This window comes from Roseibium sp. ROS1 (genome assembly GCF_054658215.1).
In genome coordinates this window covers 1,352,456-1,369,584 of record NZ_BAAGIG010000001.1, presented here as the reverse complement: position 1 = coordinate 1,369,584, position 17,129 = coordinate 1,352,456, and the positions used below count along the sequence as shown (strand labels likewise).

Annotated in this window: 19 protein-coding genes; 12 read left to right on the top strand and 7 right to left on the bottom strand. The window is 59.8% G+C overall.

Translation table 11 applies throughout. The features are described 5' to 3' along the window. Positions 1–13 precede the first annotated feature (13 nt). The 4 genes from gstA to ACYQ6M_RS06185 form a co-directional block, all read right to left on the bottom strand. Positions 14–619, bottom strand: a complete 606-nt coding sequence (gstA, locus tag ACYQ6M_RS06200) for a glutathione transferase GstA (protein WP_460072741.1) — start codon at positions 617–619, stop codon at positions 14–16. Next, complete coding sequence (locus ACYQ6M_RS06195; protein ID WP_460072739.1) at positions 616–1,020, bottom strand: cupin domain-containing protein; 405 nt, start codon at positions 1,018–1,020, stop codon at positions 616–618. The genes gstA and ACYQ6M_RS06195 overlap by 4 nt, the downstream gene beginning before the upstream one ends. Positions 1,021–1,107: 87 nt before the next feature. After that, on the bottom strand, positions 1,108–2,328 hold the full coding sequence (locus ACYQ6M_RS06190; RefSeq protein ID WP_460072737.1) for a flavin-containing monooxygenase: 1,221 nt from the start codon (positions 2,326–2,328) through the stop codon (positions 1,108–1,110). 262 nt (positions 2,329–2,590) lie between these two features. Further along, positions 2,591–3,673, bottom strand: coding sequence for a class I SAM-dependent methyltransferase (locus ACYQ6M_RS06185; RefSeq protein WP_460072735.1), 1,083 nt, complete (start codon positions 3,671–3,673; stop codon positions 2,591–2,593). 141 nt (positions 3,674–3,814) lie between these two features. Between ACYQ6M_RS06185 and ACYQ6M_RS06180 the strand changes: the two genes are divergently transcribed. From ACYQ6M_RS06180 to ACYQ6M_RS06165, 4 genes are all read left to right on the top strand, one after another. Then, on the top strand, positions 3,815–4,825 hold the full coding sequence (locus ACYQ6M_RS06180; protein ID WP_460072733.1) for a GlxA family transcriptional regulator: 1,011 nt from the start codon (positions 3,815–3,817) through the stop codon (positions 4,823–4,825). 585 nt (positions 4,826–5,410) lie between these two features. After that, positions 5,411–5,893 (top strand): hypothetical protein, encoded by a 483-nt coding sequence (locus tag ACYQ6M_RS06175; RefSeq protein WP_055655204.1) that lies wholly within the window; start codon positions 5,411–5,413, stop codon positions 5,891–5,893. Positions 5,894–5,909: 16 nt separating this feature from the next. After that, positions 5,910–7,211 carry a hypothetical protein gene (locus ACYQ6M_RS06170; RefSeq protein ID WP_139314232.1) on the top strand — a complete coding sequence of 434 codons (1,302 nt, stop codon included), beginning with the start codon at positions 5,910–5,912 and terminating at the stop codon, positions 7,209–7,211. A 225-nt stretch (positions 7,212–7,436) separates the two neighbouring features. Beyond that, entirely contained in the window at positions 7,437–8,000 is a 564-nt protein-coding gene (locus tag ACYQ6M_RS06165; RefSeq protein ID WP_460072729.1) for a hypothetical protein, read from the top strand. Between the two features lie 42 nt (positions 8,001–8,042). Here the strand turns inward: ACYQ6M_RS06165 and ACYQ6M_RS06160 are convergent, their stop codons facing one another. Then, positions 8,043–8,612, bottom strand: a complete 570-nt coding sequence (locus tag ACYQ6M_RS06160) for a TetR/AcrR family transcriptional regulator (protein WP_460072727.1) — start codon at positions 8,610–8,612, stop codon at positions 8,043–8,045. 156 nt (positions 8,613–8,768) lie between these two features. Here ACYQ6M_RS06160 and ACYQ6M_RS06155 point away from each other — a divergent pair, with 156 nt between their 5' ends. The 6 genes from ACYQ6M_RS06155 to ACYQ6M_RS06130 all read left to right on the top strand — a co-directional run bounded on the left by ACYQ6M_RS06155 (position 8,769) and on the right by ACYQ6M_RS06130 (position 12,724). Continuing rightward, positions 8,769–8,942: a hypothetical protein gene (locus ACYQ6M_RS06155; RefSeq protein WP_460072724.1), complete on the top strand. Its 174-nt coding sequence runs from the start codon at positions 8,769–8,771 to the stop codon at positions 8,940–8,942. Positions 8,943–8,944: 2 nt separating this feature from the next. Further along, positions 8,945–9,955, top strand: a complete 1,011-nt coding sequence (locus ACYQ6M_RS06150; RefSeq protein WP_460072722.1) for an AraC family transcriptional regulator — start codon at positions 8,945–8,947, stop codon at positions 9,953–9,955. 291 nt (positions 9,956–10,246) lie between these two features. After that, a complete protein-coding gene (locus ACYQ6M_RS06145; RefSeq protein ID WP_460072720.1) occupies positions 10,247–11,122 on the top strand; it encodes a sensor histidine kinase in 876 nt (291 codons plus the stop codon). A gap of 35 nt (positions 11,123–11,157) precedes the next feature. Further along, positions 11,158–11,283, top strand: coding sequence for a hypothetical protein (locus ACYQ6M_RS06140; RefSeq protein ID WP_023000750.1), 126 nt, complete (start codon positions 11,158–11,160; stop codon positions 11,281–11,283). 49 nt (positions 11,284–11,332) lie between these two features. Beyond that, positions 11,333–12,190 (top strand): cysteine hydrolase family protein, encoded by an 858-nt coding sequence (locus ACYQ6M_RS06135; RefSeq protein WP_023000749.1) that lies wholly within the window; start codon positions 11,333–11,335, stop codon positions 12,188–12,190. 54 nt (positions 12,191–12,244) lie between these two features. After that, entirely contained in the window at positions 12,245–12,724 is a 480-nt protein-coding gene (locus ACYQ6M_RS06130; RefSeq protein WP_460072717.1) for a YHS domain-containing (seleno)protein, read from the top strand. Positions 12,725–12,793: 69 nt separating this feature from the next. Here ACYQ6M_RS06130 and ACYQ6M_RS06125 read toward each other — a convergent pair whose 3' ends face one another. Both ACYQ6M_RS06125 and ACYQ6M_RS06120 read right to left on the bottom strand, forming a co-directional pair. After that, the gene (locus tag ACYQ6M_RS06125; RefSeq protein ID WP_370197719.1) at positions 12,794–13,597 is read right to left on the bottom strand and encodes an SDR family NAD(P)-dependent oxidoreductase; all 804 of its coding nucleotides are present in this window, start codon (positions 13,595–13,597) and stop codon (positions 12,794–12,796) included. Then, complete coding sequence (locus ACYQ6M_RS06120; RefSeq protein WP_460072715.1) at positions 13,594–15,123, bottom strand: class I adenylate-forming enzyme family protein; 1,530 nt, start codon at positions 15,121–15,123, stop codon at positions 13,594–13,596. Before ACYQ6M_RS06120 ends, ACYQ6M_RS06125 begins: the two co-directional genes overlap by 4 nt. Positions 15,124–15,488: 365 nt before the next feature. On the opposite strand from ACYQ6M_RS06120, the gene ACYQ6M_RS06115 reads away from it, so the two are divergent. Both ACYQ6M_RS06115 and ACYQ6M_RS06110 read left to right on the top strand, forming a co-directional pair. Continuing rightward, on the top strand, positions 15,489–16,034 hold the full coding sequence (locus ACYQ6M_RS06115; RefSeq protein WP_023000745.1) for a helix-turn-helix domain-containing protein: 546 nt from the start codon (positions 15,489–15,491) through the stop codon (positions 16,032–16,034). 36 nt (positions 16,035–16,070) lie between these two features. Continuing rightward, positions 16,071–17,111, top strand: a complete 1,041-nt coding sequence (locus tag ACYQ6M_RS06110) for a PLP-dependent cysteine synthase family protein (protein ID WP_075283785.1) — start codon at positions 16,071–16,073, stop codon at positions 17,109–17,111. Positions 17,112–17,129 lie beyond the last annotated feature (18 nt).

Sequence of the window (17,129 nt, the reverse complement as noted above, 5' to 3'; positions counted from 1 at the left end):
GATACGGCCAGCCCTAGTCTGCCAAACCTTCGCGCGCCAGGGCATCACGGACAGCCTGCCGCCTTGCAACGTCATCGGAATGTCGTTGCAAGGCTGGCCAGTCCGCAATCGAAAGCTTCTGATCGTCAAGCCAACGGCAAACGGTAAACAGATAGGCGTCGCTCAGCGAAAAGGCTGGGCCCGTCAGGTATCTGTGCTTTTGGAGATGTCGCTCAATCACATTCAGCCGCAGCGACAAGTGCGCGCGGCCTGGAGACAGAAATGCCTCCGGCGTCTTCGGGCGAAACAGCGGACTGAAGCTTTTGTGAACCTCGGTTGCAATGAAATTCAGCCATTCCAGGGCTCTCAGGCGCTCCAATGCTGCGTCCGGCAACAGGCGGGCCTCGGGACGGATCATGTCGATATATTGCAGGATCACGGGGACTTCGGTCAGAAGTTGGCCCTCCTTCAGTTCGAGTGCCGGAACGTACCCTTTGGGATTGATCTGGCGAAAGTCGTCCCCTTCTTCAGTCCGTCGTGATTTGTAATCGACTTTTATCAAACGAAATTGCAGATCGGCCTCACGCAGAGCGATATGCGGTGCCAGCGAGCAGGCTCCCGGCATGAAATAGAGTTTCATTCCGATTGCCCTCCGGACCCCATGTCAGGAATGCCATCCAGCAGGACGAGCGCAACGTCATAAGCCCGGCCGTTCGCTTCCTCCATCCTGTGTCCCGAGCCATGCAGGTCAGCAGCCAGGAACTGATCGCCGGGTGAAAGCAGCCGTGTGTCTCCATCGCTCGTTTCAATGCGGACCAAGCCAGCAAGAACGGTTCCAAGAACAGGTGCAGGCGCGCAATGCCATTCGTCCTTGTAACCGGGGGGGTGATGCATCATGAGAACGCCGGTTGCACCTATGGTTTCGGTGACACTGTAGCCCTTTGGCGAAGGCGGCGTGAAATCACCCTCCGAAAGCGTCCAGAACTCATCCGAAAAATGGGGGCCGCCGTTCGCGCGTGCGCAGATTTTGACGAATTTCATTCTCTTGGTGCCTGTTCGAAACGTGTTGCACCCGCGGCAGCCCGGGTTACCGACATGCCGGGCTTGCACCGGCCTCGGGCGGCTACATCAAGCGGTTGCATTTGCAGGGACGGACCGTCCGTTGTCGGCATGAACCTTCCGCGCTCCGTGGTCGTCAGAAGGCACGCCACGCGTCGTATCAGCGGCGATCCCGGCGGCAATCCTGTTGGCTGCGATCCCGGCGGCATCAAAGTAACCAGTGAAAATCGGCTTGAACCCGGTGAACCAGAGACCGGGATTTTCCGGGTCACACTCACCCATCGGGTAGTGCGGCACCCCATTGGTGTCGAGCACGCCGAGATGTCCCAGCAGCGGCTCCAGCCCCGTGCGATAGCCCGTTGCCGCGATGACAACGTCGGGTGCGCAGCTTGAACCATCTGTGAGGATGACGTTGTCCCCCTCGAAGCGGTCAACACCGGGAACGACCCGGAACCGCCCGGCCTTCAGGGCGGCCACAAATCCGTCATCGATCGCAAAGGTGACACCGTCCCGCAGAAGCCGGGTCCCGCCTCCTTCTGGATGGGTGGTCAGCCCGTATCGGCGAAGATTGCCAAGAAAAACCCTCTCGGTCAGCCGAAAGGCCGGATCCAGGACCCAGGCCGGAAGGGCCGCGAAAACCCGGGCCAGTCGGTGCAGCGGAAACCCGAAGATACGCTGTGGTACGACTGCAGGCCCATATCGGACAGACACGATGACCTCTGCCGGGCGGTGCCGCGCGAGATGGTTGAGCGCATCCGTGCCCGAATTCCCGGCGCCAACGACCAGAACGCACTTCCCATCGAAGCGGGACACATCACCGAGGTTCGCCGTGTGCAGCAACTCGCCCGAAAACTGGTCGCGCCCCGGCCAGTCCGGAATGTGCGCAATGTTTTCGCGGCCCGTCGCGATTACCAGATTGTCTGCCTGATAGTCACCGGTCGCGGTGGAGACGTGCCACCCGTCTGGCGTACGGGTGACACTGGTTACCTTGCCACTGTATCGGACATGTGTGTCCAGTCCCGCGACATAGGCTTCAAGAAATTCCACTACGGTGTCACGCTTCAGAAAGACGCCGTCGGTCTTTGGCGCCTTCTGGCCGGGCAGGCCGGCAAACTTGCGGTGTATGTTGAGCCGAAGCGCCGGATGCCGCGCCCGCCAGGGTTCAGCAACCCGGTCCCCTGCTTCCAGCACGGTGACCGGCAGGCCACGATCGGAAAGAGAGCATGCCACGGCAAGACCCGAAAGTCCTGCTCCGATGACAAGCGTGTTGCTGTGTTGTTGGGACTTCATGATCAGTCCTTTCGGTGTCTTCTCAGCAAATGCTGAGGAAATTCGGGGTCACGCAGATGTGCGTATTGTTCAAGGCCAAAAATCCTGCAGGAGATGGTCCGAAAGCCGCGAGAAGTCTCCGAAATTCCGGCGAAAGCGTCGTTGTTCACGCGCTTCTCTGATCCGTTGCCAAAGGCTCTTCACGCGACTTGAGACAGTCCTGTGCACCCCGTCGACGAACGGCAATATCATCGTCATGTCATTTATCCTTGTCGGTGCCCGGTCAGATCCGGGCTGTGAAATACGCGTTGATGGGATCGTGCGGCAGCCGGTGGGTTTCGACCGATGCGAAGCCGGTTTCGGCGAGGTACTCTTCGGCCGTCTCCACTCCCCACATCGCCCCCAGACCCGGACCACCCTGGCCGATGGAGACGGGTGTGCAGTGCATGCTCGAGATCGTGTACAAGAGCGGCGCGAAGGGATTTGCGATGTTCTTTTCAAGATCGCGCGACCCACCGATATCCTGCATAAGGAAGACGCCGCCCGGCCGCATCGACTGCCGCACGAGCCGCAGAAACGCCTTGGGATCCGCCTGGTCGTGAACCGCATCGAAGGCGGTCACCAGATCGAACCGGCCCAACTCGATTGCGGCCGACAGATCACGCGCTTCGAAGTGCAGGTTTTTCAAACCCTTGGTTCTGGCTTCAGCGGCCGTCTCTGCGAAAGCGTCCTCGCAAAGATCGAAACCGTGAAAGCGACTGTTTGGATAAACGCTCGCCAGCGCCATCATCGCCAGACCTCGTCCGCAGCCGAAATCGGCCACGTCGATGCCGTCCTCCAACCGTTGGATCAGGCCCGGGACCACCGGCAGGATAGCGCTCACAAGGTTGGCGACGACCAACTGCGCACTGTCCTCCGCCATCACCTCGTGAAAGCGATCGAAATGGTGGTAGCAAAGGCCCTCGCCACTGCGGAAACGCTCCAGTAGTTCGTTTTCGATGGACGCCGCGATGCTGATGAACTGGGTCGTGACGGCCATGTTGTCCGGGCTGGCGCTGCGGGTCAGAAACGCGGCATGCTCCGGAGGCAACGTGTAGCTTCTCGCCCGCGGGTCATAGTCGACGACACCCGCCGTCACCATCACGCCGAGCCATTCACGCAGGTAGCGTTCGTTGACAACGGCCTTCTGCGAAAGCATCTGCGAATTGAGGCCGGGATTGGCCGCAAGCGCATCGAACAGTCCAGCACGGTGTCCGAGAGAGGTCATGATCGCGAGTGCCGCTTCGTTCAGCGTACCGACAAAGCGTTCGGCGAAGGCTTCGGCTTTCGCTTCGTTGAATGCAAGATTTGGGTTCTGGTAGGTCATCCGATGCTCCTGAGGTGGTAATGTGCAGCACGATCTGCCGCTGTCCTGTCCATGGAGATGGACCAAATACGCCAACTGCGTTAGAAGAGAAAAAGAATGAAACGGTGATAATAAGACTTTAATTGAGGGATTTTGTGCAATATGAGCTTGAACACGACCGTTATAGGAACACGCTTGACCGGAACGTCCGTGCTGTTCTCGATCCTTGACGTGCTGGCCTCTGTGGGCCGCGATTGGGAAATGTTGCACGGCTTGCCTGCGCAATCGCCGGTGTTTCAGGTCAGCCTCAGAACCCTCGATGGCGCACCTTATTGGGACGTGAACGGGCGCAAGATCACACCTGACGGGATGCTGACCGAAGCGCCGGAACCCGACTTGATTATCGTGTCCGATTTGCACCTCGACCCAAATGGCCACCTGCCGGAAGAGTTTAACCCGGTCGCGGACTGGCTCAGTGAAGCCTACGCACGCGGCGCGATTGTCACCTCCGTCTGCTCTGGCTCAATCCTTCTGGGTGCAGCAGGATTGTTGGACGGCAAGGAAGCGACGACGCATTGGGGCTATGCGGATATGCTTGGACGAAACTTCCCGAAGGTGAAGGTTTGCCGTGAACGCATTCTCGTCGCGGCAGGGGACGGTCACCAGGTGGTCACCGCAGGTGGTGCCTCGGCGTGGGCTGATCTCATGTTGTATCTGATCGGACGGTTCGCCGGTACAGAAGAAGCCCGCAGGATCGCGAAGATCTATTTGATCGATCCACATGACCAGGGCCAACTGACATACGCATCCCTTGCCTCCGGGCGACAACATGATGACCAGCTGATTGCAGAGGCGCAGGTCTGGGCCGCACGAAATTACCACAGATCAAGTCCCGTAACCGCCATGGCGGTAATGGCCCAAATGACCGAGCGCGGGTTTCTGCGTCGCTTCAGGAAGGCGACCGGACAGGCGCCAGCCGACTATGTGCAGACTTTGCGTGTCGAGGAAGCCAAACAGCTGCTGGAGACGACGGCGATGTCGATCGAGGAAATCTCAGCCGAGATCGGATATACCGAACCCTCGAGTTTCCGATCGGCGTTCCGAAAGCGCGTCGGGACCTCGGCGTCTGCTTATCGAAAGAAATGGCAAGCGTTGGTTCCGGTTTCATCCTGAGATTGGTCCCTATCCCTTACAAGCCGGGCCACCAGGTTTGCATCGCCATCTCTGCTGTTCCAGGCAACTGCCGTTCATGCGCATCGCAGCACGTTGCGAAATAGGCAAAGCAGTCTTTCGCTGCGAAGGACACCAACGGTACGTCTGGCTCGGGAACCGGTCGTCCGGAGGCCTGCGGCAGCAGGCAGGCGGAGGGGTTGGACGGCAGCTAGCCGTTCGGCCACCAGCTGAAGCTGCGCGACGACACCAGATTCCTGATTGCCATCCGGGCCGCCGTCTTGCTGACCGTCAAGGTTGGCAGCTTTGCCTGACAAATCATCAAATATTGACGTAACGGAAGTTATCGAATAAGTTGTAGATATAAGATTTATATCGTTTTTAAATATGGAGTTCGAGATGACGTGGAATATGCACACGTTTTTTGCAGTACTCTTTACCGCGACGATCGCCTTCACGACCATATCTACGGTTCCGGTTGAAGCCTGCAACCCGAGATATCAGCGCTGTTAGAACAGCTGGTCTGGAGCCTTGTCCGTTTCAAGGGTTCGGCACGTTCAAGGCTTTCTCGAACTGGTGAGGTAAGGCGTGTCGTTCTGGTCGGGAAAGAAAGAGTCGCTCAATCAAAGCCTGGTGGAGATCACCTTCAGAGCGGTGCTCTCCGGCCTTGTGATCGTGTTTTTCGCGCAATTCCTGATCGCCAGGGTCGACAACCAAATCGAAGTCGCGTCGAAACGCGATGCGCTGAACACCTTCAGGAACAGCCATTTATCCAAGCTGACCACGCGGTTTTCAGACGCTTTTCTGGCCCTTGATTGTACGCGAAGCGTTAGCACCCTTTCGACGAATACATGCAAAAGCGATATCGCGACCTTCCTGACGGAGTTGAATACGATTTTCCTGGAACTCAAGGCGATCTACCCGACTTCCGGGTTCCCGAAATTGGTCGAGCTGCAAGACCAGGCAGAACTGATGTACTCAACACCGTCGCAAGTGACCCAGCAGAACATAGACGGCTTCGCAGCCACCTTTGGAGCATCGCTGCACGAGATGGCGCAGAACTTCAGATAAGAAAGGATGCCTGATCATGAAATGTATGTTTCACAGCTTGCTTTTTATCTGCTCAATTTCTGTCGCATGTGCTCAGGACCCGACCGGCGATATTCCCGAAGGAGCACGCTGGGTCGTTGGCGGCACGTTCGCGCTGTCCAAAATTGGCGACAACGAGCTCAGAGGCAGCAAGAGTTATTCGGGCGCAGAAAAGGAGGCAAACAGACTTGCGACTTTCCTGCCCGGAATGACGATCATGTTCAATCTGGAAAGAAGCACGGTACCGGGACGATCGGAGTACCTTGAGGGCACCACACACTACGGGATCCCCGTAGCGGTTCTGGCCCGCGATATATCGGCAAACGACTTTGGAAACCGCGACACGACAGATGTGGTCACGCATCAATCCTATACGGGATGCCGGGATCTTGCCTGTACGCTGGAGGCTGAAGTCGGCATTGGCTATTCCTTCAAGATTGAAGAAGAAGACGATGAAAGGCTGGTTCTGTACAACCCGCAATCGGAACTGCGGATCATACACACTCTGGACGCTTTCGATCAGAATGAAGCGCGGGGATATTCCACACGCGTCAAGGACAGAGTGCACCCGCGCCTGAAGGTCCACGATGGATATGCTTCAGAGATTTCAACCGGTTGCGGGCTGACACGCCCGGTTCAACCGCTGATCAAGGTGCCGAAAGATCAATACGATACTCTGCCTCTGACCTGGGACGTCAACAGTCTGAACTGGTCGTTGAAAGCGCTGGAACTGTTTGACGTCGGCAAGGTCGAGTTGAACGCGGAAGGTACGCACTACGTCGGACGGCTGAATTCCGAGCTCGGGGTCGGTACCGAGTCCGATGAGGGTCCCGTGGCGCTTGACTTCACTGTCTTTGCCTATCGCGATTCCGAATGGACAAATCCGGACTTCTACAAATTTGGCGGGTTGGCGCAGACCGTTACCTGCCGCAAACGCAACCCGATCGCCGGTCAACCACTGCCGCGCTACGTCAAGAACGCCTTTCTCTATTTCGATATTCAGGAAGGCGAGCAACCCCAGGACTTTCCGCTGGACCCTGTTCAGCTGCCTGACCAGTTCAAGGACAACAAGGAACTACAGGACGAATTGCGAACCTATCTGCCCCGCGCCTTTTTCTACAGCGTGAACAACGCAAGGCAGTACAAAGAGCTGTTTGAATACATCGTGGAAGACACAAACATCGCCTTCCCGTCGGCAGTTGCCAACGTGATCGCGCGGCTGAACGCCACCTGCGGACCTCAGAGCCGTGCCGAATGCGCAGATATCGTGGATCGTGTCGGCGCTTTGAGAAACGACTAGAACATCTTGCTTTTGCTGCGTGCGCGGCACGAAGACCACAGCTTAGGTCAGGCCAACGGTGTGCCGGGGAGGCAATATCGGCTTTCACCACGTTCGAAGCTGCCAGTTCCGGGCCCCTTCCAGCCAATCGGCTCGCTTTTTCTCGTCATACCCCTCGCGCCCCTGTACCCTACCCTCCATCCTCTAAACGGGATGATCCGGTAACGCCCACCAAGGGAGGCGGTCGTGATTCAGCTTGCGTCGGTTTTTGCAAAGCCTCTTCTGGGGAAACTTGGTGTCAGTGATGAGGCCAGGGAGCGGTTTGTGGCGTTACAGAAGGCCGTGACAGGGGATACGGGCACGGCCTGGATTCCGCTGTCCCGACCTTCCGCAACACTCGATTTTTCCACGCACCGGCAGATGGCGTCCGACATCCACAACACCGGTGAAATTGGCCCGGAAGAAGAACCGGTCACCTGGAAGGAGTTCGTCTGGACGTCGGACCAGGCCATCAAGGACTGTGTCCTGCACAAGATCTCCTGGCGGTTCTACGAGAACGGACTGATTTGCCTGGAGGTTTGTGGCAGCAAGGATGCGGTGGGCCTGGACGGCAGTGACCTGATCGGCCACCGGCTGGAGCTGCGCGACGACACCGGTTTTCTGATCGGCATCTGGGCTGCCGCCTTCCTGATCGTGAAGGACACCGAGCGGCGCAGTTTCCAGACTTCGGCCGAGGATGACCACAAGCTGTTGAAACTCCATTTCCGCAAGCTGGCCGAACAGCAGACCGGCATCGCTTTCCGCATCTGAAACCGCCAGACACTCGACCGGTCTGTCCTGCCAAACGCTTGCTCAGGCGGGGATCAGCGTTTCGGCGATGGCCTTTGCGGTTCTGGAAGCGGCCGGCATGCCGCGCACCTGTGCGGTGGCGATGGCGCCTTCCTTCAAAAGGGCAAGCTGTTCGGCAAGGGTTGCCGGGTCTTCGGCGCCGGCCTGACGACACAGGGGCTCAAGGTAATCGACGATCCGCTGTTTGTGCTCGGCCGCCGTCCGGTGGATCGGGTGCTGATGGTCGCCGAATTCGCTCGCCGCGTTGATGAAGGCGCAGCCGTTGAAGCCGAGCCCCTTGAAGGCACGGCCGTTGAACCAGTCCTCCAGCGCGTCGAACATGGCCAGAAGCCGTTCTCGCGGCCGCGGCGAGGCTTTTTCCATTTCGCCCATCAGCCAGTTGCGGAACTGCTCGTCCCGGCGGTTGAGCGCGGCCAGAATAAGCTCCTCCTTCGAGCGGAAGTGTTTGTAGAGCGTCATCTTGGCCACCCCCGCCTCGGCGAGGATCTTGTCTATTCCGGTCGCATTGAACCCGCGGGTGTAGAACAGCCTGAGCGCTGTATCCACGAGCTCGTCTCGGCGTGATTGCACCATCATCTCCATATACAGACAGGTTTGTCTACTTTACTATCCTGTTCGCCCCCTTCTCGTCCATCCTCACACGAGGGTATCACGGCTTATTGACATATAGACAGACCTGTCTGTATAAATTTCCTCAACGTCACGTTTTCGATCAGGAAGGCGGTAGTCATGTCCGGAAGTCAGATTGCGGTTCACATTCATGCAGACACCGGCGTTTGTTCCGGGAAACGGTCTCACTGGTACTACGTGGCTCTTGCCAGCTGGTCTGTATCCGGTGCGCGCTCTGAACTGGCGCAAGGCCAAGCCCCTGTCCTGGCGCACCGTGCAGCAAGAGAGGTCTGACGATGGCCAGTGTCATTGCCGCCTTCGCGCACACCATGGCCGCTACCGCAGGACTGACCATGACCAGCGACGGCAAGCTGGTTGCATCAGATGGAACCGTACGCCATGAGGTGCGCACCGAGGACGGGCGGATACCGGACACAGCCCACTTCGAGCTGCTCGACTGGATACGCAGCTGGTATCCGGATGAAACAGGTTTGGTATTTGCCTATGCGCAGAATATCAAACCGGATGATCTCGGCGTTCTGGGTCTTGCCATCAAAACCGCGCCCACTCTTCGCACCACACTGCAACTGATCGAGCGCTACTTCCGGCTGGTGACAGACACCGCAGTATATTGCCTAGAGGAAAACGGGCCACTTGCCGTCTTCTCCATTGCCGGGCAGACCTCCCCCCAGCCGATCCTGCATCTTCGTAACGAATGTGCCCTTGCAGGCTTTGCTCATAATCTGGTGTCTCAAGTTGGGCCGCGCCTGAAAATTCAGGCTGTCACCTTTCGCCATCCCTGCCGGGGCGATGCAGAGCGCTACGCGGCGTTTTTCGGCTGTCCGGTCCGCTTCGGTGAAGCGCAAGACGCAATTATAATGACCCAGCCGATGCTGGACCTGCCGAACCGGCTTGGAGATCAAGGCGTCTGCACTTTCCTGACCGATCATCTGGAGACGGAAATCGACGCCCTGCCTGCCGGCAGCGCGTTGACGCGCGATCTTCTGAACCGCCTGACGAAAACTCTCAGCAGCGGCGTACCTTCCGCGGCTGCCGTCGCGCGTGATCTCGGCATGAGCGAGCGCACCCTCTATCGCCGCCTGGCGGAAGAAGGGCTGACCTACCGCGACATGCTGCGCGAGGCACAGACGAAGCTGGCTCGGGAGCTGCTGGCAGGCAGCAGCTGTTCCATTGCCGAAATTGCCTTTCTGACCGGCTTCTCCGAACAGAGCACATTCACCCGCGCGTTCAAGCGCTGGGTCGGCCAGCCACCGGCGCAATTCCGGCAACACAGCGCAACCGTCTGAGAACACACCCGCCCGACGCACAGGCTCACGGCAACGGTCGCGGCCAGATCTGGCAAAACCCGAAACATTCGCGAATCCCGGAAGAGCCCGGCCAAACATGGCCGGGCTCAACCTGTTTTGCTGCCTTCTGGCGGGTCAGAACTGGCTTGGCAGATAGGGCCAAAACAGTGGCAGACCCGGCCGATACCGAGAGGGCACTCCCGGCGTATTCAAAGGTCATCGAACGACGGAGCGGTCATCACCGGGCACTTTCCCGCAGCGCTCCAGGGCTTTTGAGACAAGGAGCGCCACATGATTATCGAACAGATCACGGCCCGCAGTCCGGCCAGGCATGACCATGCACCTTCGACTTTTCCGGCGGCGTTGACGCATTCGGACAACCTGACCGACAGCAACGCGTATGGCCGGACGCTTTCCATCGTCGCCCACGACCTGCGCGGTCCCCTTGCCAACCTCTCGCTGTTGATCGAGCACATTGCCCAATGCGCAACCTGGGAAGGTCAGCCCGCCATTGCGGATAACGCCGCAAAGGCCGACCGTATCCTCCAGCACCTGACCGGCAGTCTCAGCGCCCTGGTCAAGCGCGGCAAGGAGGGACGGGATCCGCTTTCCTGTGTGATGCGGCCAGTTGATCTGGCCGAGGTTCTGGCGCTGGCGGTCGCCGTCAACCAACCGCTGGCTCGCCGCCATGCCGTCAGTCTGGAAATTGTGTCCCTATCCCCCTGTCTGATCTGCGGCGATGCGGAGCTTTTGTTCGAAGCCTTCGACAATCTCATCGGCAATGCGGTGCGCCACAGCCCGGACGACGGCACAGTTCTTTGCGCTATCACCCGGGAAGATGACGGTAATGTCTCCGTGCGTATCAGCGACCAGGGTCAGGGCTTCACCGCTGCCGATCTTGCCCGGGCCTTCCGTCCCTTCACCCAGCTTTCGGCAAAGGCCGCCCGGCCTGGGCCGTCCTCGGGACTTGGCCTTTGGATCGCCCGGCTGATCGCCGAACGCCACGGCGGCAAGATTGCAGCTCAGAACGGAGGCGGAAGCAGCAATAGAGGCGCGGTTCTGACCGTGCGCCTGCCGGCCTTACCGGCAAATGATGCGAAACCGGCTTCAGTCCGCCGGAAGGTTCCCGAACGTGCCAGCAAGGCACCGGACCGCGCAACTATCTGACCTCAGCTTTCTAACCTCAGCTTTCTGGCACCGGCATGCCGGTGCCGCCCCCATGGAACGCGGCCAATTCCGACGCCAACCCGGCCCTGCGCCGGGAACAGGAGAGCCGTGCCTTCAGGCACCCGGTGATCGGCCGCGAACCTGACAGCGTTTCAAGTTGATGCGCTGCCCATCCCAAACCCTGTCCAACACAAGCAATGGAGACTTCATATGGACAACGAACATGACAAGACCTGCGCCTGCTGCGTAACACCGGAAACGGTTGATCACGCCCGCCGCCGCCTGCTTGCCGGGGCAGCCGGTGCGGCAACCGTGGGTGCCGTCGCCATGGCCACCGGTTCCGCCACCGCCGCAACAGAAGAAGCCCGTGCGCTCTATGCCGATCCGGAAAAACCGGGCCTGCCGCAGATCGACATGGAAATCGAAGCCGGCCGCACCGCGCTTGTCGTCACCGATCCGCAGATCGACTTCCTGTCCGAAGACGGCGTCACCTGGGGTGTCGTTGGCGAAAGCGTCACCGAGCAAGGCACCGTCGACAACATCGAACGCCTGTTCAAGGCGGCCAAGGCTGCCGCGATGCCGGTGTTCATCTCGCCCCACTACTATTATCCGCACGACCACAAGTGGCAGTTCGAAGGCACCTTGGAAAAGACCATGCATTCCATCGGCATGTTCGATCGCCCGGGCCCGCTCTCCCTGGAGAATTTCGAAGGGTCCGGCGCCGACTGGATGCCGCAGTACAAGAAATACATCGAGGACGGCGAAACCGTCATCTGCTCACCGCACAAGGTCTACAGCCCGGCGCAGAACGATCTGAACCTGCAGCTGCGCAAGCGCGGGATCGACAAGGTGATCCTGGCCGGCATGTCCGCAAACCTGTGCACGCAGGCCCATCTTTACGAGCTTCTGGAACTCGGCTTCGAAGTGGCCGTGGTTCGCGATGCGACCGCAGGCGCCAAGGTGCCCGAAGGCGACGGCTACCTCGCCGCCATCATCAATTTCCGCATGGTCGCCAACGGCGTCTGGTGGACCGACGACGCAGTCGAACGCATCGCCCGTTCCGCCTGACCACCAGCACTCTCCTCAAAACCGACTAACCCAACCCAAGACTGGATCAAACCGATGAAACTCAAATTCGCCCTTCCGGCCCTGGCCGCAGCCCTTGTTCTGTCCACCGCCGCCCTTGCTGCGGACGAATACAACGTTGCCAACGGCCTCACCCTTAACGGCAATCCGCTCGGTATGCACGGCATCGACCCTGTTTCCATGTTCGCAGGCGCAACCCCGGGCCTTGGCGATGCGGTCCACACTTCCAGCCATGATGGTGTCGACTATTATTTCGCCACGGTCGAAACCAAGGAGCAGTTCGACGCTGCTCCGGAAAGCTTCCTGCCGCAGTTCGGCGGCTTTTGCGCCTTCGGCATCTATGTCGGCAAGAAACTCGATGGCGACGTCCGCTTTGCCGATATCGTCGACGGCAAGCTCTATCTCTTCGTCAACGCCGTCATCTTCGACAAATACCTGGAGCAGAAGGACGAGGTTCTCGCCGGTGCTTACGCCAAGTGGCCGGAGATCCGCGAGACAGCCATTGGCGATCTCTGATCACCCATGAAGCCAAACAGAGACGAGCCCCGACCGGGGGCTCGTCTGCCGTTTTGGTGGTCGACAGCCTTATTGAGCTGTCCAGCCACCGTCGACGGGGATTGTCACGCCCGTCACGTTGTGCGCCACCGGGCTGCACAGCCAAAGCGCCAGCGCACCGATTTCAGACGGGTCGGACGTGCGGTGGGAAGGCTGTTTTTCCGCCAGAAGATCTGCAACGCCCTTGTCGCGATCGCCGCCATGAAGGGCGGCGCGGGCTGCCACCTGCGGCTCGATGATTGCGGTTTCCGTCCAGCCGGGCGCGATACAATTGACCGTCACCCCACCCGAGGCTCTGGAACCACTTGCCGCATATTCCAGCGCGGCCACCTTGCTCATCCCGACGACACCGAATTTCGAAGCCACGTAAGGCGCCTTGTTGACCGAGGCGACCAGCCCGTGCACCGAGGCAATGTTGATGACACGGCCAAAGCCGCGTTCGGCCATCGCCGGCAGGGCAAGACGCATCGTATGGTAGACGCCTGACAGATTGACGCCGATGATGGCATCCCATGTGGCAGCATCCGCCTCGGCAAAGCTGACAGTCTTCTGGATACCCGCATTGTTGACCAGGATATCCGGGCCGCCCCAGGCGGCAACGTCCGCCATCATCGTCTCGACAGCCGCCACGTCGCGCATGTCAGCCGCAAAGAACCGGGCGTCCGGTGCCCCGGCAGCCTTGATCTCTGCCACAGCCGCTTGCGCCTCTTCCGGGTTCGCCAGACCGTGGACGGCAACGCGTGCCCCCGCCCCCGCCAGTACCTTGGCAATCGCCAGGCCGATCCCCTGAACGGACCCGGTGACGAGAGCTGTTTTTCCGGTGAGATCTGTCATGCCGTTTCCTCCGCTTCGAGTTGTTGTCTCAGGTCCGTTTTCAGGATCTTGCCGTAGTTGTTTTTCGGCAGGGCAGCCGGGAAATGATAGTGTTTCGGCCGCTTGAACCGGGCGATCCGGTCCAGACAGAGCTTGTCGAGCTCAGCCTCGCTCACGTTCTGGCCCGGGTGACAGGCAACAAAGGCGACAACGATCTCTCCCCACTCCTGGTCCTGCCGGCCAACGACTGCCACCTCGTGCACAGCCGGGTGTGTCAGCAGCACCTCTTCGACTTCGCGCGGGTAGATATTGGAGCCACCGGAAATGATGACGTCCTTGGATCGGTCCTGCAGCGTGACGTAGCCGTCCTCATCCATGCGACCAACGTCTCCGGTCCACAGCCAGCCGTCACGGATGGTCTGGGCTGTTGCCTCCTCGTTTCGCCAGTAGCCCTTCATCACCGTATCTCCGTGCACGGCAATTTCCCCGACTTCGCCGCGGGGCAGCTCCCGGCCTTCGCCGTCGACGATCGCAACCCGCACGACGGCCTGGGCCGTGCCGACGGAATTCAGCCTCTCGCGCCAACGTGGATGGGTGCGGTCACAAACTTCGGCGCGCGGCAGTGCGGTGATGCCCATCGGGCATTCGCCCTGACCGTAGATCTGCACGAACCGTGCGCCCATCACTTCAACCGCTTCCAGAATGTCCGCCTCGTACATAGGCCCGCCGGCATAGACGATGGTCCGCAGCCCCCGGCCAGTGCCCCCCGAAGCCTTGGCGACATCCACCAGGCGGCGGACCATGGTGGGCGCGGCAAACATGGAGATGGAGCCGATCACAGGCGCGATCTGCAGGATTTCGGCGGCATCAAACCCACCGCTGACCGGCACGACGTGACGCGCCCCTTTCATCACGTGCATGAAATTGTAGAGCCCGGCACCATGGCTCATCGGCGCGGCACAGAGGATCGCATCCTGCGGCTTGACGTCATCGACATCGACAAAGTAGCTCAGCGCCATCGAAGCAAGATTGCCGCAAGTCAGCATCACGCCCTTGGGCCTGCCGGTGGTGCCGGAGGTATAGAAAAGCCAGGCAAGATCTGCAGGATCCAGAGGTTCCGGCGTGGTGTGCGGCGATGCCTGGCACATGGCGCCGAATTCAGGGCTGTCGAGCGAGACAAGACCCACGCCCTCCGGCAGATGCGGCGCCACCAGCTCGGCGGTCTTTTTGTCAGCGAAGACAAATTCTGCACCGGAATTTTCCACCATCCAGGCGGCTTCCTTTTCGTGCAGCTTGGCGTTTATCGGCACGGCTGCGCCGCCACGCCACCAGATGCCGTAAAGCGCTTCCAGATAGCGCGTGGAATTTGCGGCAAACAGTGCGACCCTGTCTCCCTTGCCGATGCCGTAGCCGGCAAGCGCAGCGCTTATGGCCCCGGCACTACGAGCAAACTCCAGATAGTTTGCCTTGCGCTCGGTACCCTGCAGCAGCGCCGGGCTCTGCGGGCTTCTCGCCGCGCTCCGGTATACCCATTCTGCCGGATTCATCCTGTTCTTCTCCCCCCGATACGCCGTTTGGTGCAGTGCGACCGCGTTGGTCCGCCATCCCGCTTTTCTCATCCTGAGGAAGCGCCGAGCGCTGTCTCGGAGGACGGGCGGCACATTGCGGACAAGCAGCCCATCCTTCGAGACGCGAGCAAGGCTCGCTCCTCAGGACAAGAATGACCGACCGGGCATGCCCTCCTCCGGACACACCCCAGCCAGTCTCCTCCCGGCACCTCCCTCGTCCCTTCGGCTCGCTGGTTCTTCCAGACCAGATGTGGTTTCCAGAAAAACGGCCGTGCGGGACAGCTATCTGATACTCTTCAGACCCTTAGAGCGAAAATTCCGTCAAAACACGTAACGGGGAGCCCATGGACGACTTCGCAGCGCTTGCTTTCGACAATGCGCCCGTCGGCCTGGCCTTGACGGAAGAGCGGCAGATCCGACGCTGCAATGCGCGTCTTGCCGATATGTTCGGCTTTGAGCCGGAGGAACTTTCCGGTGCCTCGCTGTCTGTCCTTTATCCCTCTTCGGAAGAGTTTCTCCGCATCGGCAAGATCGGACTGGAACGGATGAAAGGCAGTGGTCGCTACCGGGACGAACGCATCATGCGCCGCAAATCCGGAGATCTGTTCTGGTGCCGCGTGCGTGGCCAGTCTCTCAACCTTGAAGCCCCGTTCGCACGGGCGGTCTGGAGCTTTGCCGACATTTCCGAAGACCGGCCACTGGCTGAAATGAGCCTGCGTGAACGCCAGGTGGCCAAACTGCTGGCCGAAGGAAATACAACCAAGGAAATCGCCCGCCTGCTCGGGCTGTCACCGCGTACGGTCGAGGTCCACCGGGCCCGGCTGATGAAGAAATTCAGCGCCCGCAACAGCCTGGAACTCATCGCCCATATTGCGGGCATTCCGCTTTAGCGCCACTCTTGGGCAACAACTGCCGGGAGAACTGCGATGGACAAATGGGTGCGGGATGCTGTCGCCAGGATTAACGCGGATGCGCATCGGTCCGCCGACACGCATCTGTTCAAGCTGCATGGCCTAAGTTGCGCCGGTGTCGATATCTATCTGAAGGATGAAAGCACCCACCCGACCGGCAGCCTGAAGCACCGTCTCGCCCGGTCGCTGTTTCTTTATGCGCTGTGCAACGGCAGGATCCGCGAAGGCACACCGGTGATCGAAGCCTCGTCGGGCAGCACGGCCGTTTCGGAAGCCTACTTTGCGCAAATGATCGGCGTTCCATTCATTGCCGTGGTGCCGCAAAGCACCGCCCACAGCAAGATCGAGCAAATACGGCTCTACGGCGGTGAACCGCATTTCGTCGGATCAGCGCCCGAGATGCACGGCGCGGCGGTGGACCTTGCCGAACAGCTCGGCGGACATTTCATGGACCAGTTCACCTATGCGGAGCGGGCAACCGACTGGCGCGGGAACAACAACATTGCCGAAAGCATCTTCAACCAGATGGAGTTCGAGCCACATCCTGTGCCGAAGATGCTGGTGATGAGCGCCGGCACGGGTGGCACGTCCGCAACGCTTGGCCGGTTTATCCGCTACCGGGGCTACGACACCGGCCTGACCGTGGTCGATCCGGAAAACTCGGTCTTCTATGATGCCTACCGTACCGGGAACCACGCTCTCACCGAAAACTGCTCAAGCCGGATCGAAGGCATTGGCCGGCCAAAGGTGGAACACTCGTTTCTGCCGGACGTCATCGACGACATGATCAAGGTGCCCGATGCCGCAAGCATTGCAACGATCCTGTGGCTGGAGAAACTGATCGGCCGCAAGGCGGGCGCTTCCACCGGCACAAATCTGTGGGGTGCGCTGCAAATCGCCGGCCGGATGATCGACAAAGGCGAGACAGGCTCGATCGTCACGCTGATGTGCGACAGCGGTCAGCGCTATCTCGATACCTACTACAATCCGGACTGGGTCACGGCGAAGTTCGGCGATATCTCACCCTACGAAGAGGAACTGGCACGCTGGGTCTAGACTAGGAGCAGGGCTGAG

Bases quoted from the DNA above. Each gene is read 5' to 3' on its own strand.
- ACYQ6M_RS06130 (WP_460072717.1), top strand. From the start codon at position 12,245: ATGAAACTCAAATTCGCCCTTCCGGCCCTGGCCGCAGCCCTTGTTCTG.
- ACYQ6M_RS06115 (WP_023000745.1), top strand. From the start codon at position 15,489: ATGGACGACTTCGCAGCGCTTGCTTTCGACAATGCGCCCGTCGGCCTG.
- ACYQ6M_RS06110 (WP_075283785.1), top strand. From the start codon at position 16,071: ATGGACAAATGGGTGCGGGATGCTGTCGCCAGGATTAACGCGGATGCG.
- ACYQ6M_RS06145 (WP_460072720.1), top strand. From the start codon at position 10,247: ATGATTATCGAACAGATCACGGCCCGCAGTCCGGCCAGGCATGACCAT.
- ACYQ6M_RS06155 (WP_460072724.1), top strand. From the start codon at position 8,769: ATGTCCGGAAGTCAGATTGCGGTTCACATTCATGCAGACACCGGCGTT.
- ACYQ6M_RS06190 (WP_460072737.1), bottom strand. From the start codon at position 2,328: ATGAAGTCCCAACAACACAGCAACACGCTTGTCATCGGAGCAGGACTT.
- ACYQ6M_RS06185 (WP_460072735.1), bottom strand. From the start codon at position 3,673: ATGACCTACCAGAACCCAAATCTTGCATTCAACGAAGCGAAAGCCGAA.
- ACYQ6M_RS06160 (WP_460072727.1), bottom strand. From the start codon at position 8,612: ATGGTGCAATCACGCCGAGACGAGCTCGTGGATACAGCGCTCAGGCTG.
- ACYQ6M_RS06120 (WP_460072715.1), bottom strand. From the start codon at position 15,123: ATGAATCCGGCAGAATGGGTATACCGGAGCGCGGCGAGAAGCCCGCAG.
- ACYQ6M_RS06180 (WP_460072733.1), top strand. From the start codon at position 3,815: ATGAGCTTGAACACGACCGTTATAGGAACACGCTTGACCGGAACGTCC.
- ACYQ6M_RS06195 (WP_460072739.1), bottom strand. From the start codon at position 1,020: ATGAAATTCGTCAAAATCTGCGCACGCGCGAACGGCGGCCCCCATTTT.
- ACYQ6M_RS06170 (WP_139314232.1), top strand. From the start codon at position 5,910: ATGAAATGTATGTTTCACAGCTTGCTTTTTATCTGCTCAATTTCTGTC.
- ACYQ6M_RS06125 (WP_370197719.1), bottom strand. From the start codon at position 13,597: ATGACAGATCTCACCGGAAAAACAGCTCTCGTCACCGGGTCCGTTCAG.
- ACYQ6M_RS06140 (WP_023000750.1), top strand. From the start codon at position 11,158: ATGCCGGTGCCGCCCCCATGGAACGCGGCCAATTCCGACGCCAACCCG.
- ACYQ6M_RS06150 (WP_460072722.1), top strand. From the start codon at position 8,945: ATGGCCAGTGTCATTGCCGCCTTCGCGCACACCATGGCCGCTACCGCA.
- ACYQ6M_RS06135 (WP_023000749.1), top strand. From the start codon at position 11,333: ATGGACAACGAACATGACAAGACCTGCGCCTGCTGCGTAACACCGGAA.
- gstA (WP_460072741.1), bottom strand. From the start codon at position 619: ATGAAACTCTATTTCATGCCGGGAGCCTGCTCGCTGGCACCGCATATC.